At 39.5% G+C, this 19,876-nt stretch carries 1 protein-coding gene and 1 pseudogene; both read right to left on the reverse strand.

Features of this window, described 5'->3' with window-relative positions:
* Positions 1-47: 47 nt before the first annotated feature.
* Positions 48-17,552: pseudogene (locus tag BXO87_RS20655) on the reverse strand (SDR family NAD(P)-dependent oxidoreductase); the annotation flags it as partial.
* A 205-nt stretch (positions 17,553-17,757) separates the two neighbouring features.
* A partial coding sequence (locus BXO87_RS18980; RefSeq protein WP_239692965.1) for a phosphopantetheine-binding protein occupies positions 17,758-19,876 on the reverse strand: 2,119 nt, incomplete at its 5' end.

Below are 19,876 nucleotides of genomic sequence, written 5' to 3' on the forward strand. Positions count from 1 at the left end.
AAAACACTAACCCTTTCCCCTACAAATCGGTATTAAATTCATTTGACTTAAAGAATTGATAGTTCTTTGATACCTTTAACTAATCGGATGTTGCCCTCATAACGCACCTCTACTTCTGAATCAACAATATCAAGCTCATTTAATAGAAGTCTTGCGTTAGAAATGTCACCTTCTTTTGGGAAACGATCTGCTTTTTGTATTTCAACTGTCCTTATAAGAAATGCAGGATTCTCCATACGGATTGTTTTAGAAAATCCGCTTATTGCGCTGTATTCAGGAATGATGTCTTCTTTGTTATTGACAAACGCAAACAGCAGCCGGATTTTTGTTTTAATTTTCTGCTTAATCAGTGCTTGACTGAGATAAAACATCGAATAAATTCCTTGTTCCAGATGAGCATTCAAATCCTCATTTGTTTCAGCAGAACTTTCGATATCACGATACAGTATTATCCTGTCCGGCTGTAATCCCTGTTCTTCGAGTTTCTGAAGCAAATTTTGATAGTCATCCTGCAGTATTGGATTTATATCATACATGTGCTTCGCTTTCTGGCGAAAAACTTTCCCGGGATTAACCAGTATGACTTCTGATTCATCGTTCTCCTGTCTGAGCTGCTCTAAAATATTCTTGTACAATTTTTCATCTTGATCAAACACGATTACTGAACCTTTTGCTTGTTGCGGGATGATTTCATCATCCCTGTTCATTTGTGACTCAGATTCACACCATTCAGTTGTATAAAGATATGTTTTAAACTCAGAATCGTTGGTTTGTTTCATACTGGACTGATTTTCCTGGTCAGTCATATTAAATGCTTTTAGAGTAAACTCATCTACACATACCAATGTTTTTCCAGAATGATCGGCAATCTTAATGTCAAACTTTTGAATTGGTGATTGTGAATCCTGTGCATGGCTTGAACGTGTAACATAGGCAACACAATCATTCACCAACGATTCAAAAATTCTTATTTCAGTAATAGCAAATGGTAAAAGGATTACGGATTCAGACTGTATATTTCTTTCCATTAAACCAAGCACCGTTTGAAAAGCTCCGTTTAGTAATGCTGGATGAAGGACATAGTCTTTGTTCGTTTCTTCCATATCCGGTGACAACTTTAAATACCCTAATGCTTCTGATTCATTAGAATGTATTTCTTGAATCACCTGGAAAGTGTTTTCATTTATCAATCCGCTCGCTTTCATTGAATCATAGCAATCTTGCCCATGATCAATCGTCCTGCAACGTGCCTGTATCTGCTCAATATCTATTGAAGCTTCTCTTGCCTTTGAAACCAGACCCTCCCTAAACTCCAGCTTACCTTCTGTACAAATGACCGGTTCATACTCCTCTGCCTCACTTGGAATACTTATCTCAAAATCAATTGTCTGTTCGTTCGGATACAACCGAATCTCTGTATTTACTGTTTCACTTTTAACCCCAATTTGATTAGTCCAGACAACATCCTTGATTACATTAATCTGATCTTCTGTGCTCAATTCGCCAGCAATCCTTGTCATTTCCAAAATAGCTGAGCCAGGCAATACCTTTCGCTCTCCTAGCCGGTGATCTCTTAGGAAAAATTCATTTCCTGAAAAGTTGGAACAAAAGCGCTGGTTATAAAGACTTGAGAGGTTCTTATGAATAAGCGGATGAATATTCCCCTTTCCCTGATTTCCATTTTCAATTGACATCTCAGGGCTAAGTTTCACCCAATATTTTTCACGTTCAAATGGATAAGTTGGAAGGCTTATCCGCTTTGGCTTTGGATGACGGTAAAGATTATTCCAATCGATTTTGACTCCATTAACCCAATATGCACACAATTGATCGTATTGGGCACGGTCGATGCAGTCCTTTACAGTTTTATATAAGCTGTCAGCTGATGTAAAAGCATATTCAAATTTTCGTTTACCATAAACTTGACCATAGTAAATCTCACTTTCAGTCTCATGATCCATTACGAAGGCTTTCAGCTTTTGAACGAGTGTTTCTCGTGAGTGTGCAACAAATGCAATCCGCTCCTCCATCGCTTCGCGTCCAACCTGAAGAGTATAAGCGATATCGTACAAATCGTTCTCCGAAAGGTTTTGATTCTCTATTGCATCTAAAAGGTTTTCAGCTGATATATATAACTGATTTTTAGATTTAGCTGATAAAACGATCACCGCTGGTTTCCTTGATTGCGAGTCAGCAGGTTTACTTCCCCGTTGTTCAGGTGTGTATTCTTCCAGAATAATATGAGCATTCGCTCCGCCGGCACCAAACGATGAAATTCCAGCAATTCTTGGTTGTTCCTTCACCTCTCCGTTAACTTCTGCAACCGGGCGCTTCCACTCCATTACTTCTTGAGGTACAAAAAACGGACTGTTTCTAAAATCAATATTTGGATTGAGCTCACTCGAATGCAGGGATGGTACAATTTTTTTATTTCTCATTTGTAGTATCACTTTTGAAATAGCTGCAATGCCGGAAGCACTCTCACAGTGTCCGATATTGGATTTCACAGATCCGATTGCAATATTGGAAGCTTTGTCACCATAGGCTTTAGTTAAAGCAGCAATTTCTATCGGATCTCCTAATTCTGTGCCTGTGCCATGGGCTTCTACATAACTGATCTTATCAGGACTTATATTCGACTCTTCCAGCGCTGTACGAATCACTTCTGACTGTGCGGCAGGATTTGGTACCGTATAGCCATTGGTTTTTCCGCCATGGTTAATCGACGTTGCCTTAATCACTCCATAAATATGGTCTCCATCAGCAACGGCCTTATCCTTTGGCTTTAGAAGCAAAGCTCCGACCCCTTCACCTGGAACGTAACCATCTCCGCCCTTTCCAAAACTCACACATCTTCCATTCGTAGATGCAAACTTCCCTTGGCTGATCAGAAGATACTTATTTGGGTGACTGATTACATTAACTCCGCCTGTCACAGCTAACTCACATTCCCCATGTTTGATGGCCTGGCACGCCATGTGAATCGCTACAAGCGAAGAAGAGCACATCGTATCTACGGCTAGACTCGGCCCATGAAAATCAAAGAAATATGAAACACGATTTGCTATTGATGATGGATTTCCAGAAAGGACAATCGGATTTCCTACTTTCTGCTCCTGAGCAGCGTAAAGCTGATAATCTTCACTCATGACGCCAACATATACTCCCACGTTTCGGCGTACATCAGAACCCGGATTATATCCAAGTGCCTGTCTTGTATAACCTGCGTCTTCAATTGCCTCATACACACTTTGCATAAACAATCTTTCTTGAGGGTCCATGATCTCTGCGTCAGCAGGTGAAATATTGAAAAACAGCGGATCAAAACAGTCTATGTTTTTCATGAAACCGCCCCATTTCGTATAAGCTGTTCCAACATGATCCTTATCCTCATTAAAATACTTACTGTGATCCCACCTTGATAATGGAACCTCAGAAATACAGTCACGCCCACCATGCAAATTATCCCAGAATTCATTTAAGTTTTCTGCCTGCGCAAAAGCTCCTGACATACCGATAATGGCAATATCTTGGAGCGTATCTGTCTTCATCACATTGCCTGGCATCAAATGAAACTTTTCTCCATCTGTAACATCTTGATTTTTCTGCTCTGCAGAAGTACCGGATTTTACAACTTCCGGAAGATGCTCTTCAGCTGAACACACTGTCAGTTTTGGAAATTGATCAGCATATTTATTCACAAAATATTGAGTAACAGCATGAATACTTTGACATTCAAAGAGCAGCGTTTTCGGCAACGGTCCAAATGTTTTTTCTAACTGTTCAGTCAGCTTCATAACAAAAATTGAATCTATTCCATATACATCCAAAGGTTGTTCCTCGTCCAATTCCTGAATTGGAATGTTTAAAGCTTCTGCAAAGATCTGTTTAAAAAACACCATTGCCTTTTCATTAAAATTGCCTTCAGATTCATTTCCAGTTATATCTTTTACTTTTTCAAAATTCCCAATAGACTCATCGGATTCAATAAATACAGAGCGGATTTTTTGAGCATATCCCTCTACAGCTATTATCTGAGACTGATTCATTGCCAGTGATTGATAAAATAGCTTTAATCCGGTTTCAGTACGGAGACCCGTAATTCCGGTACGCTCACTCATTGCCTTTTCAAATGATTCATCCAGAAGGATTCCTCCTTCTTTCCACAAAGGCCAGTTGATAGAAATCGTTTTTCCCTTGCGCTTATCTGCATTCACCATATCTTCCCTGTATGCGGCAAATGCATCTACGAAAGCATTTGCTGCCGCATAGTCAGCTTGGCCTACATTACCTGTTATTCCTGACAGAGAAGAACATAGCACAAAGAAATCAAGTTCCATCGCTCGACTTGCCAAATCAAGATTTATTGTTCCTTGAACCTTTGGAGAAAGAACAGCTGACAGCTCTTGTTTTGTCTTTTTGTATATAAAACTATCCATAACCAGACCTGCAGAATGTATAATCCCATTTATTTTTCCAAAATCCTGATGGATCCCCTCTAATAGATTCACCATGGATTCCTTCACACTGACATCAGCCTGTCTATAAACTACTTTCACCTGATGATTGCTTAATTCGTTCAACACAGCCTGTTTATCATCAGTTAGGGGAGACCTTCCAGTAAGCACAACAACGGCATTCTTAACCTGATGAGTGATTTCTCTTGCAAATATCAGCCCCAGACCGCCCATACCTCCGGTTATTAAATAGACACCGCCATTTTTCCACACGTTTGTCTGCGTTCCTTCCGGATAATTGAAACATTCCTCCATTTTCAAGGTGAATCGTTTTCCATTTTCATACAACACGGAGTCATCAAGGCTGAATTTCGCATTCTCAGTCAATCTTTCAGCAAGAATACCTGCATCATTATCTTCCTCGATCCCTATCACTTGACCATGGATATTCGGATTCTCGAGATGTGCTGTTTTAAGCAGACCTGCTAATCCCATAAGCAGGTATCGTTCATTTGTAACCGGTACTGCGACCTGTATCAATACTTGATCCTGAGACTGGCAGCTTATCTCATTTTTCACGGTTTCAAATAAGTCCAATGCATATTGGTTAAATCGCTTCGCTATGCTTTCAGATTCACTCTTTAACGTAATAACATGACAATCCTTACATTCAGAATTGAATATGCTGCCCATTTTCTCGTTCACATCACATAGTACAACTATTCGTTTGGAGTACTTGTAAGATGCCTCCGCTTTTTCTATGTTTGTCACTCCCCATTTTGTGGTAAATGTAAGAGGTGTGACAATTTTCTCTAGAGGTGGTTTCTCAGATAAACTGTTACGATCGCCTTTTTTAACAGCACGAAAATATATATCTTCAACCTTAACGCAAATATCTCCATTTGAGTCAAATAAATCAATATCTAAATACTCTCCATCATTCTCGATAACCTGACTATGACTGGGACGTAAGTTCACCCACATCGAAGGAGAACAGCCTTTGTAAACAGTAAGCTTCTTAATCATGAAGGGAAGTTTCGGCGCTGCTGAATCGTCTCCTGAGGATACGAGCTGTCCTTTGAACATGTGAACGGCATCCTCTTCTATACCAATGGCAGCTTGTAACGCAGAGTCCATTATACATGGATGCAGAGTATATTCCGGAAAAGTCTCTGCTAACGAATCTGATATCTTTAAATGAGCAAGAACTTGGCTCTCCCCAAGTTCTAAGAACTCAATGCCCCTTTGTCGAAGGCCATAATCAATTCCAATTGATTTAAAGTGCTCATAAACCTTTTCCGATTCAATTCGTTCTTGACAGCACTGACTTCTTATCTCATCAATTTCCACTTTAGGAATTTCATTGTTTTGATTAAGGCTTGCATACCCTTTACAATACAGAATCTGATCAGGATCATTGCCTTCTGATAAACTGTAAACTCTGAATGCTATTTCACCATTTTCTTCAAGATCTAGTTCAATATGAATTTGAACCGGACGATGATCAATAATTACCGGTTGAATCCAGACTATATCTTTAAACTGAATCACATGCGTTTCCTCTGAATTTAAAGCATTACTGATCGAGGTATAGACCATTTCTATATAAGCTGCTGCCGGCATCATCTTTCTTCCATTCACCAAATGATCAGAGAAAAAGGGTTCCCTGCCCGTAAAAACAGAACTGTACCTCTGCTGACTAAAATCTGACGTATTGTGATGTACAAGAGGATGAATAACATGATGACTGTTCACGGCCAATTCAGATTGAGTCTCTTCGTTTGGTATCCAATAAGATTCCTTGGTAAACGGATAGGTTGGGAGACTTATTCTTCTAAACTTTTTGTCTGAATAGAATTTACTCCAGTCTATATTTAGGCCTTTAACCCATAGCTCAAGAATTTTTTCATTTTCGCCCTGTATGAACCATTTAGCCAACACGCTCTGAAATTCTTTATCAGAATCCAAAACGTTTAGCACATTATTAATCCTTTTCGCTTTTCCTCTATAATAGTCCCCTGAACCTTGCAGAAAATCAGTTAGTTTTTGATTTAATTCTGAAATTGAGGTAACCGTAAACGCAAGACGTTCTTCCATTGCCTCACGTCCAACCTGAAGGGTATAAGCGATATTCTTCAACTCTGCATCGGAAGGCAACCTTTTTTGATTCCATGAAATGAACTGCTTTACTTGTTCCTTTAGCTGCTCTTCTTTTCTAGCGGAAAGAGTAACCATGACTGGTTCATTATTTTGTTGGTCAGAATTGAATTCGATTGAACTTTCAGGGATATACTCTTCTACAATCACGTGAGCATTTGAACCTCCTGCACCAAAAGCTGAAATCCCAGCAATTCTAGGATATTCCTTTGTTTCGCCATTTTCTTCAATCATTGGACGCTTCCACTCAGTTAATCCTTGGGATACAATAAATGGACTATTCACAAAGTCTATATCGGGATTCAGCTCAGCAGAATGTAAGGATGGAACAATCAGCTTGTTTTCCATTTGCAGAAGAACTTTTGTCAGACCCGCGATCCCTGCTGCACTCTCACAATGGCCGATATTGGATTTAGCAGATCCTATAAGACAGAACTGCTTGTCCTTTGTCTGTTCTCCAAATGCTTTATTTAAGCCAGATATCTCTATTGGATCTCCTAAAGAAGTTCCCGTACCATGAGCTTCGATATAACTGATTGTTCTCGCGTTCACTCCCGATTTTTCAAAAGCTTTTTTAATTAAACTCGCCTGTGCACGCGGGTTTGGAACCGTGTATCCATTTGTTTTTCCACCGTGATTAATAGCAGTCCCTTTGATCACTCCGTAAATATGATCTCCATCTGCAATTGCCTTTGCCTTTGGCTTAAGGATGACTGCTCCTACTCCTTCACCAGGTGTATAGCCGTCTCCACCTTTTCCAAAGCTTTCGCATCTTCCCTTACTTGACATAAACCTGTTTTGTCCAAGCATTAGAAACTTATTTGGATGAAGCGAGAGATTTACTCCACCTGCAATAGCGGCCTCACATTCACCAATCAAAATACTTTGACATGCCAGATGAATGGATACCAATGATGAAGAGCACATAGTATCAATTGCCATACTTGGACCGTGGAAACCACATGCATAAGAAACTCGATTTGCAATCGAAGCAGGACTTCCATTTAATGTATACCTATTTCCTCTAGCCTGCGCTTGTGCGCCATATAATTGATATTCTTCATACATTACGCCTACAAAAACACCTACATTGGATTCCAATCCATATTCCTTGCTTTTTCCAAGAGAGTGTTTTGTGTATCCTGCATCTTCAATGGCATTGTATGCGCATTGTAAGAATAGTCTTTCCTGAGGGTCTAAGGCTTGAGCATCCTTTGGCGAGATATTAAAAAATAGCGGATCGAACTGATCGGCACCATTAATAAAACCGCCCCACTTAGCATAAGTTTTGTCTGCCTTACTCTTGTCTTTATCATAGTAAATACTATGATCCCAGCGGTCTTTTGGAATTTCAGTAATACAATCTTTGCCGTTCTTCAAGTTACTCCAAAACTCTCCAATGTGATCTGCCTGCGGATACTTTCCTGCAAGTCCGATTATGGCGATTTCTTCTTCACTATTATGATCATTTATTTCTTTCATTTCAGTAACGGCTCGAGTTTCGTTCCTTTCTTTCCATCTCCAGCCTTTAGCTTTTCTTCCGCCATTACGTTGTTTTTCACTAGCAGAAGGATTATTACACAACGGTATGGCCTCTGGATCCTTTTTCTTAATGCCCAGCATTGCTATTATTTCGTTTGGATAAACTTCAGAAAAATACTCTGCTAGCTCCATTAAACTTTGATATTCAAAGAACAGCGTTTTAGGCAATACTCCAAATGTTTTTTCTAACTCATTTGTGAGCTGAATAATCATGGTCGAATTTATCCCGTATGTTTCTAAAGGAACACGTGAATCAATCCGTTCAACGTCAAGCTTCAACTCAGATGAAAGAAGATGCTTTAACGCAACGGCAAACCGATCTTTTAGCCTGTTTTGATCATCACTCTGTTCTTCCTGCTTTAAGTCCCCTCTATCAGATTCATTTACTGGCAAGCTGTTAAATAAATAACTGTTGAGTTTTTCAGTACTCCCTTCAAGTGCTAAAATCTGAGACTCTCCGCTTAATAGGCTCTCATATAACAGCTCGATTCCCGCTGCAGTATGCATCGGAATAAGACCAGTAACTTCCTGAATCGCCTTTTCCATTTCTATACTGATTTTCATTCCGCCTTCACGCCATAACGGCCAGTTAATGGAAACAGTGTGTCCGCAGCGTTTCCCTTCTGCTCCCAGACTATTTCTATATGCAGCAAACTGATCCATAAAGGCATTTGCAACTGCATAATCAGCCTGTCCTATGTTTCCTGTCACTGCCGCCATTGACGAAAAAATAATAAACAGATCTAACGGTACGTCTTTCGTTGCCTGGTCAAGGTTATAGATTCCAGAAACTTTTGGCGCCAAAACTTCACGGAGTTCTGTTTCATTTTTCTTTATAATGAAATGGTCACGGGTTATTCCAGAACAATGAATCACTCCATTTATATCACCAAACTCTTCCACCGTTCCTTGAATCAGCCCATTCACCTGCTGCTTGTCAGCCACGTCCGCTTGCCGGTATACGACTCTGACACCATCTCTCTCCAATTTTCTAACCCGCCTTCTATTATCCTCTGTTAAGGATGAACGTCCGACTAAGACTAGGGTGACGTTTTTCCCTTTTTTGGCTATTTCATTGGCGAGTATAAGCCCTAAGCCACCTGCCCCCCCAGTGATAAGATATATTCCGCCATCTTTCCAGCAAGTACGAGGCTCTGATTGAATTTCTACTTTTTTTAGTTCAGAAACAAAGCGGCCGTTTTCTGTATAACGTACTTGTTGATCGACGGGATCTGTACCGCTCTCTTCCAAGCGTCTGCATAACTCAGCTATGCTGCATTCCTTTTGTGATTCAATCAACTGGCAAATCATATTGTGATTTTCAAGTTGTACTGTCTTTAAGAAGCCCGAAAAACCTTCTAAAACCTTATTTTCAGACTCTGTTACAATAAACAGCTGAATGAGTATTTGTTCTTTATGCAACATCTGAGAAGACAGTTTTTTTACTTCTTTGAACAGTTGGACGGTATAATCTGTAAATTTATCCGCAATATTTTTAGCATTAGATCGCAAAGCAATACATTTTGTGTCCTGTAAACGGAGCTCTACATCTTGAATTAACTTTTCCTCAGCCTCACATAGAATAACCAGTCTCCTGCTAAATGAACCTCTCTTCGAGTTGGCAGACACACTCTTTTCCGTCCATTTTTTAGAAAACATGATTTGTTCAACATTTGAAATTCTTAAAGAATCAATTTTTTTAGACCCGGCTTTATATGTTTTAAAAGCAATTTGATTGATTCTAATGCAGACATTTCCCTGTAAATCACAAAGATCAATATTCAGTGTCTGCATTTTATCTTTTGACTTACTTTGTTTGTCCTTCCTGATATAGGCCAACATTTGAGAAGAGCAGTCTTTTAGAATCTCAATTTTGTTTACTGCAAACGGCAGTTTTACCTCTTGGCTCTTCTCTGTATCTGATAATATCGTTCCAGGCATCTTTTCATCGGGTAGAGAAAAAGCGATCGTTGCCTGCAATGCTGCATCTAAAAGACTAGGATGTAATGTATATTGGGAACTGTCTGCCCGCGCTTTTTTCGGAATTGATAGTTCTGCGATGATTTCGTCCTCTCCAATATATACTGACTCTATTCCTTTATGTGATGGACCATAATTAATGCCCATGCTTTCGAACAGCTGATAGTACGACTCACCACTTACCTTAGACGCACAGCATTTTGACATAATGGCATCAATGTCCACTCTTGATTCAGCTGCATCTTGATCTATCAGCACGCTGCCCTGGCAATGAACTGTTTCCTCACTATCATTATCCGGCAGACTATAAATCGTGAATTTGATTTCACCAGAATCTTCCGGTTCAAGTGAAATATGAAGAGCTGTCCTCCCACTCGTCACCTCAAATGGTCTTTGCCAGACCACATTATGAATGTGTATCACTGTTTCATCCTGATCCGCAACTTCAAGTGCAGATTCCACAGCCATCCGGGCTATTTCAAGATATACAACACCCGGCAGAACCTTTTTACCATTAATGACATGATCCTTTAAGAAAAACTCTTGTCCATTAAACACTGTGCTATAACGTAATTCATATACGTTAGAGGTGTTTTTTATCACTAGCTGATGCATTTCTTCAACAGATATATGCCTGCTATTTAAACTTTCTAACATTCCCTTCGGCCAATAACGTTCTTTTGCAAATGGATATGCAGGCAGTGATATGCGATATGGTTTACTCTCCTTATAAAACTGATTCCAATCTATTTCCTTTCCCGTAACCCACAACTCGGCAATTTTGCCAAGCTCATTTATTTCAATAAGACTTGAAACAGTTTTTGCGCAAGTTTTTTCACCAATTGTCGATTTAATTTTCTGCTTAGCATCAAGAATGTTCCCTTTATAAAATTGATCTTGATTCTCATTATTTCCAGTTACAAATAAAGTAAGCTTCCTGACCAGCTCATTACTATTTTTTGCGATAATTGCTAATCTATCCTCCATCGCTTCTCTTCCCACTTGTAAGGTATAGGCAATAGAAGGTAGGTCAGCAAAAATTCCCTTCGATACACCTCCATATTCTGTATCTTCCGGCAGTAACTCGATTATATATCCGGCAATTGAATGAATCGAAGAAGAGAGATTAAATACTGAATCAGGAAGATAGATTTCCAGTTCCTTCTCAATTTCTTTTTTTAACCTCATGGACTGTACAAAATCAAATCCATATTCATCTAATTCGATTTCTGCATCTATATTCGATTCTTTTATTCCTAATATATTTGCAGAAATACAGGTAATCTTATTTTGGATATCATCAAATATCACATTCTCATCTGATGTCCCAGACTGTTTCGTTTGCTGTATACCGTTTTTCTTATGCAAATACTCAATTAGTAATTTTGCATATTCCCTTAATCTCTCTTCATTTCGAGCTGAAAGAACAAAAAGCATTGGAGTGTGTTCGCTTACTGGAGGTGATCCATGTAAAGACTTGTATTCTTCAACGATAACATGTGCATTCGCACCGCCTGCACCAAATGAACTAATTCCAGCCCTTCTCGGCACTTTCGTTTCTTTTCCGTCCTTCACGATCACCGGCTCATCCCAATACTCAAGTTTCTGCTGTATATAAAATGGAGTTTTCTTGAAATTAATGTTCGGATTAAGGTTTTCCGAGTGAATGGACGGAACCAACTGGTGATTTTCCATTTGCAACAGCACTTTTGTTAACGCCGCAATTCCTGATGCGGATTCCAGGTGTCCAATATTTGATTTTACTGATCCTACCGAACAAAACTGCGTTTCAGTCGTTTGCTTCCCAAAAGATTTCGTCAAGCCTGTAACTTCAATTGGATCTCCTAGAGCAGTACCCGTCCCATGCGATTCAATGTAGCTGATTGTTCGTGCATTAATATTTGCCTTTTGCAGAACACCTTCAATTAAATCCCCTTGGGCATTCGGATTTGGCACTGTAAATCCGCTTGTTTTGCCGCCAGAATTAATAGAGCTGCCCTTTATAACTCCATAAATATGGTCTCTGTCTTTCACGGCTTTCTCTAAAGGTTTTAATAAAACAGCTCCCACCCCTTCGCCGGGAACATATCCATCACCGCCCTCACCAAAGCTTCTGCAGCGGCCATCACTTGAAGCAAACTTGCCCATACTCAGCATAATATGTTTATTCGGATGTAAGGTAAGATTTACGCCGCCCGCAATCACTAAATCACTTTCTCCATTTTTAATGCTTTCACATCCGAGATGAAGGGCAGTTAATGAAGAAGAGCACATGGTATCAACCGCCATACTTGGTCCAGTAAAATTACAGAAGTAGGATACCTGGTTGGCAATAGAAGCAAAAGACGAACCTATGGGCACCTTTTTCCCTTTTATCTCACTTTCAAAAAGCTGGTACATGCCATACATTACACCAACAAATACTCCAACCTTGTCCTTTTCCAATGAGGCCCTTGTATAGCCAGCATCCTCAATAGCCTGCCAAGCGGTCTGCATAAAAAGTCTAGCCTGAGGATCCATCTGTTCTGCTTCGATAGGTGGAATATTAAAGAAAAGCGGATCAAACATAGAGACGTCATTGATAAATCCGCCCCATTTACTATATGCCTTTCCAATACTTTGTTTATCGGCATCATAATATTTTCGGTAGTCCCATCTATCCTTAGGTATTTCAGAAATGCAATCTTTTCCGTTCTTTAGGTTTTCCCAGAACTGTTTAAGGTTATCTGCCATCGGGTAACGCCCGCTTACCCCAATAATCGCTATATCTCCTATATCTTTCTTGACCGTTGTTTCAGAAGTTAAAAAACGAGATCTCCTTCTTTTTTTCAATGCTGACCCATCTGAATCTTCACTTATATTTTCCTCAGCGAGACGGATTCCTTTATTTGGTTTTGAAGATTTTTCAAACATGTTAATAATAGTTTCAGAATAATGATTTAGAAAGTAGTCTGTTAATTCCTTTAGATTACGGTATTCATAGAATAATGTTTTTGACAGTTCACCAAATGACTTTTCAAGGACACGAGTAAGGCTCATAATAAGGATTGAGTCAATCCCATAGCTTTCAAACGGCTCCAAAACATTAATCTTATCCACATCAATTTTAGTTTTTCCTGACAGTACCTCTTTTAAAAATCCCTCTGTCTCTTCTCTGAACATTTCAATTTCAGAGATATTTTCATTTTCTGTAGTGGAGGAATCAGAGGTTGAAACTTTATGAGCCTCACCATTTAATACATCCACAAACCGCTTCACTTGGTTTATTTTCCCCTTCACTAAAACTAACTGAGAGGCATTTAGGCATAATCCATCTTCAAACGCTTTGATACCTTCTTCTATTTCTAACGGAATAAGACCGCTTTTCTCTTCCATCGCCTTTCTTGATTCAAAGTCGATACCCATTCCTCCGCTTATCCAAAACGGCCAATTGATTGAAATTGTTTTTCCATAACGTTTCCCTTGAATACGCATATTTTCTCTATTTTCAGCGAAATGATCCATAAAACTGTTAGCATAACTATAATCACATTGACCAATATTTCCAAACACGGATGCAAGAGAAGAGAACATAGCAAAAAAGTCAAGATGCTCGTCCTTTAAAATTTCATCTAAAAACCTGGTTCCGTATACCTTTGCTGCCAATACCGCCGACATTTCATCTGGTGTTTTTTTCCAAAGTAAAGAGTCCTTCAGAACACCAGCAGCATGAATGACGCCATCTATTTTATGAAATCTGGCTTTAGCTTTGGAAACAAGTTCCGCTGTTTCTTGTCGATTTGAAATATCCGCTTTAATATAGAGCACTTCAGAACCACGAGCTTCCAGCTCTTTAATTTTAGCCCGCTCATCAGCGTCCGGCTTTCTGCGTCCTGTCAGAATTAGTTTTGCCTTCACTTTCTCACTTAAATAACGCGCAAAGATAATGCCAAGGCCTCCAAGGCCTCCTGTAATCATATAAACACCATTTTCTTTGATAAAACTGGAACCAGACATATCCTTCTTTTTATCTAACACTCGGATTTTCTTAACCCATCTTTTCTTTCCATCATGACGAACGTCGAGATGTCCATCCTCTATATCCAATTCCCCTAATAATATTTCTGAAAGTAATGAGATACTTATAGCAGCATCCTTTAATTCAACAGTCTTATAGTTAAACAACGGATTTTCCATATGTAATGTTCTAAAAAATCCGCTCATCGCACCCTGTTCCGGTGTCTGATTTTTCATAGTAGCCTTATGGACGTATAACAGCTGTATCTTGCTATTCGTTTTTTGAGCCATTAACGCTTGAGTTAGCGCCAGCATTGAATATGCACCGCGTTCTAATCTTTCATCAAGCTGATTCTGTTTACTAATGGAGTCATCACAAGGCCAATTGTAGATGATTCTACCCGGTATAATCCCTTTATCTCTCATTGCCTGTAACAAGACTTCAAATTCATCCGTATTAGACGGATTCATGACGAAAGTTTGTTGATCAATTACTCTATGCTCTACCCCCGGTTTTACAAGAATAACTGTGTCGTTAGTTTCATTTTCCAAAGCCTTGCGAAGATCATTATTCAGGTCGAAAAGGAGTAAAGCACCCTCTGTCACAGATTTTTCCAGGCTTGTACTGCTATTAGCTTTTTCAGCTTCCCATACATGCTTGAAATACAAAGCTGATACTTGATCTGCTGATTCCAGTTCATTTGAAACCGCTTTGTCATTCTTAACAGAATTCTTTTTTTCTTGAATCGGCTTCACATTAAAGTCATTTATCACAGCTGAAATATTTCCCAAATCATCCGTAACGGTAATGTCAAAACTCTTTATAAAGCAAACTTGCGTATCATTATGTCTCTCCGTCTTAACAGCAGTTGTGTATACATAACCCGTTTCGGTCAGAGAAGAATGGATAGTGATTTTCCCCATAGAGAAAGGAAGATACACCTTATTCTCTTGCTCATTCTGTAGGAATATAGAGATTGTCTGTAGTGCTCCGTCCAGCAAACCTGGGTGTAAGCAATACTCTTTGGTCTCTTCCTTACTAGATGGGACATTTAATTTGACTCGTGCCAAAACTTCATTTTCGTTATAGGCTATTTCTTCTAGTGTCTGAAAGCGGGGACCATATACGAGTCCGCTAGTCTTAACTGCTTCATAATTCTCCTTTGGTTCAACTGTCAACTGACAAGACGATTTATATGCTTCAATATTTAATCGCTCTGATTGATCATTCTCTTTGTCTTTATATTCTATTGTTCCTTCTGCACACAAAATTTCTTCATCACTGTTTTCTGCGCATTCATCAGGAATACTTAGCTCAAAAGCAGCCTGATCCCCTTCCGGATACAGACGGATGTAAACAGTTTGCCCGTCTTCATTTACCTTTATTGGATAGATCCAGGAAATGTTGCTGATACTAGTAACCTGTTTCCCCCCAGATACTTCCCCAGCCGCTCTGGCCATTTCTAACACGGCTGCAGCAGGAAATATTTCGCTGTTTTGAACCATATGATCTTTAAGAAAGAACTCTTGGCCAGTAAAAACCGAGCGAAAACACTGTTCTGAAAAGTCTGAGACATTCTCGTGCAATAATGGGTGCAGCACATTCATAGCAACCCTCTCTCGGGGAGTACTGTGCGCTCTTTGCTGCAGCCAATGAACTTCCTTTTCAAATGGATAAGCAGGCAGAGGAATTCTTCTTGGTTTTACTGCATACTCCCTCTCCCAATCTACTGTTTCCCCAGCAATCCACTGATTAGCTAACACATTATACTTACAGGCTGGTCTATTTTTATAAATCCCTTTCTCAGCATTGTCCTGCTTCTCAATTTTATTTCTCGTTACGCTGCCCCTTAAAATCTCTGTACCATTCGCTCCATTTCGAAGAAAAATTGAGAGCTTACTGGATAAATCATGAAGACCAGAAGTAAGGATTGCTAATCTTTCGTCCATTGATTCCCGCCCGATCTGTAATGTATACAGGAAATTAGCAATATCTAATTCAGGGTTTGCCTCAAGATAATCTTTCATGTTTTTCACATAGATATTCAGCTGTGCCTCATTTTTCGCTGAAAGGACAAACACTCCCGGACTGTTACCGGATATCCCCATCGTCTTTTTGTCGTTTCCAGCCTGATGATTTGACATATCATATTCTTCAATCACTGCATGAGCATTGGTCCCGCTATATCCAAAAGAGCTAATACTCGCACGACGGGGATACCCATTAATTGTATTCCATTCATTTGTTTCTCGATTGATATAAAAAGGTGAACGATTGAAATCAAAATGTTCGTTTGGTGTGTTTACGTGTAAGGTAGGCACTAATTTTTTATGTTTCATAGATAACAATATTTTATGAATTCCCGCCATAGCAGCCGCTGCAGAAGTATGACCAATGTTACTTTTCACCGAACCAATGGCACAATAATTCTTTGCATCTTTTTTTTCACTGAATGCAGTGGACAGTGCTTCCAGTTCAATCGGATCACCTAACTTTGTACCCGTTCCATGCATTTCAGCATAACTTATACTTTCAGGATCTATATTGTATCTGTCATACATATCACGCACTAACTCAATCTGACTTCCAAGATTTGGTGCCGTTATCCCATTAGTCTTTCCATCCTGATTGATAGCAGAACCGATAATAACTCCGTATATATAGTCTCCGGCATCCTGAGCATCCTTTAGCCTTTTTAGAACAACTGCTCCGACACCTTCCCCTGGCACAAATCCGTTTGCACTATTATCAAATGCTTTACACTGACCATCTGCAGACAACATTCCAGCCGAACACATACTAATATAAGATTCTGGTGTTAAATACAAACTGACCCCGCCAGCCAATGCCATATCGATTTCACCACGTAGCAATGCCTGAATCGCCAAATGTGTACTGACAAGTGAAGATGAACAAGCCGTATCGATAGAAATGGCTGGTCCTTTTAAATTGAGATAATAGGCGATTCGGGCAGCGCCAATTGCATTACTATGTGCCGTTACACTTGAGTTCTCGCTACTCTGCTGGCTTTGGATGTTATATTCGCCATTTACAATCCCCAAGTACACACCGCACTTTTTGTGATTCATCGCACTACGACTATATCCGGCATCTTCAAAAGCTCTATATCCCTCTTGCAGAAAGAGGCGATGCTGTGGATCCATCATCTCAGCCTCTGACGGCGGGATTTCAAAAAATAGAGAGTCAAAACAATCAACATCTTCGAGCATCCCCATCCATTTACAGTATATGCTCCCCTCTTTTGAAATTTCAGGGTCATAATACTCGCTCATATCCCATCGGGACTCTGGAATTTCTTTTATTGCACTTCCCCCATTAGCTAAAACTTCCCAAAACTGATTGGTATTTTCCGCATCAGGATAACGACCTGATATCCCTATGATTGCTATCCTTTCATCCTGTTCAGAAAAATGTCCCCCTGAGTTTTCATCTTCATATATTTTTGAACTTAGATTACTTATATTCTTATTGGAATCCTCAGAAACTATATTTGGTTTATTTTCATCAAAGCTGGAATTAAATTCTTTCAGTTTTTTTTTAGCCTCTTCTGGCGTTATTTTTTTTTCATTCAACGCTTTTAGAATATCTTTTAATTCCATGTTGTCATCCCTTCTTCCGGTTCGTCCCTATCAGCTTCTCCGCATAATTAATATCAACTTCCCCTTGATATACTTGCCATAGTAATTCCTCAACCTCATCGCCTTCTTGGCTTTTATTCATACTTTTAAGTACTTCGTACAGATATCTCGTAAAATCCGCTAGTGTTGGATACTGGTAAATCTTTGTCATACTTATTGATATTTTGAATTTCTTGTTTACAGCGCGAATCCATTCAACCCCTATGATTGAGTCAAGTCCAAGCTCGGTAAAGCTTGCTTCTGGATCGACTTCCTTCACCTCCATGTATAGTTCCCTTGCTAAACTTTCCGTTAATTCAGTGAGCAACTCTTTCATAGTTAACCTTGAATTTACCTGGCTTGTTGTTGCTGTTCTTTCTTCTTCGGTTGGTTCTGAAAACGATTGTTGAATGGTTGTATTTACCTGGTCCTCTTTTTCTTTATATTTCGCCAGCCGGGATAACGACTTAGGAGATTGCTCTTTCTGATTTTCACTGCATTCCCGTGCTCCTGTCATCTTTTCGATTACATCGTAAAGATATGTCACAAATTCCATAAGTGTTGGATACTGATAAACCTTTGTCATACTTATTGATGTTTTGAATTTTTTATTTACATCACGAATCCATTCAACTCCGATGATTGAGTCAAGCCCCAGCTCTGTAAAACTTCTGTCTGTCTCTATATCCTCGACATCCATATACAGTTCCTTTGCTAAACTTTCCATTAGTTCATTCAGCAGTTCTTCTGCAGAAATCCCTGTGCTTCTCTGATTACTACTCTGTACCACAAAGTTTTTATGTGAAGATAAGGGGTGCAGAGTGTCTGTCTTTGCCGGTTCAACTTTCCCCGTAATATCCGACAACCGCACTAACGGCTTAAGGGTTTTTGCTTCCCGTTTTTCACTGGTGTTTTTAGGACCTTCTTCTGCCTCTGTCTTTTCTTTGAGCACATCGGAAAAATATTTCGTAAATTCCATAAGTGTCGGGTACTGGTAAATTTTTGTCGTACTTATTGAAGTTTTGAATTTTTTGTTTATCGTATGAATCCATTCAATGCCTATGATCGAGTCAAGTCCCAGCTCTATAAAACTTCTGTCTGCCTCAATGTCCACGACATCCGTATACAGCTCTTCCGCTAAACTCTCCGTTAATTCATCCAGGAGCCCTCGTGCAGATAGTCCTGGACTTTTTCCATAGTCTGGATCCGACAAGGGTTGCAGAGTGTTCGTTTTTATTGCCTCTTCTTCAGAAATGCTAGGTAACTGCATCAACGGTTTTAACCTTATATTTTTCGGTTTTTCATAAGCTGTTTCAGCAGTTGCAGCGATTTCAACAGGTACATCTAATTTTTCTGTTAAGATTATTTTTGACGCTTTTATTTTATCGAGTGTCCCCGTTCTATTACTGGTTTCCTCTTCTTGATTCATGTTAGCCATTGTGATCTGCTCTCGGTCAACTGCTTTAATGTTATCCTTTGGCATTGCCGTTTCCTCGTTGTTCAGGTCAATTCTATTTACTTTTTTATGGACCCAATAATGCTTTTGGCCAAACGGATAGGTCGGTAAATTGACCCTGTTAATTTTTTCAATATTAAGTATTTTCCCGCAGGATACTTCATAACCCAAACAGTACAACTCAGCCAAAGCGCACAGACTTTCTTTATACTTATTCGAATTTTCTTCATCCACATGGCTCTGCTTTATTAAATCCTTCACTGCTTTACTGAGACCGGTCTGAGCTATAAAGTGTCTTGACACTCTTCCTTTAAATAGATCCGGCAGTTTTTCGTTCGCTTCAGCTTGCCTGAATATTCGGACCGCATCCTCCCTGTCTTTGACCACAACGGCACAGCGATGATCGAAGTGATGTCTTCCTTCCATCAGGGTATAGCTGATTTCGGGTAATTCTCCTTCAATCGACTTGTTTTCCTCAAAGAATTCTATCAGATCAAAGATTCTTTGCTGTAATGCTTCAGGTGTTTTAGCTGACAAGACAAGCAAATAATATGGTTTGTCGTCCTGAGTGTTTTCCTTCTCTCTTACAGTACTTTCTGGCGTATAGCTTTGAAGCACGACATGGGCATTCGTACCGCTCATCCCAAAG

The organism is Bacillus sp. GZB (assembly GCF_001975995.1).
In the GTDB taxonomy this organism is placed as follows: domain Bacteria; phylum Bacillota; class Bacilli; order Bacillales; family Bacillaceae; genus Bacillus; species Bacillus velezensis.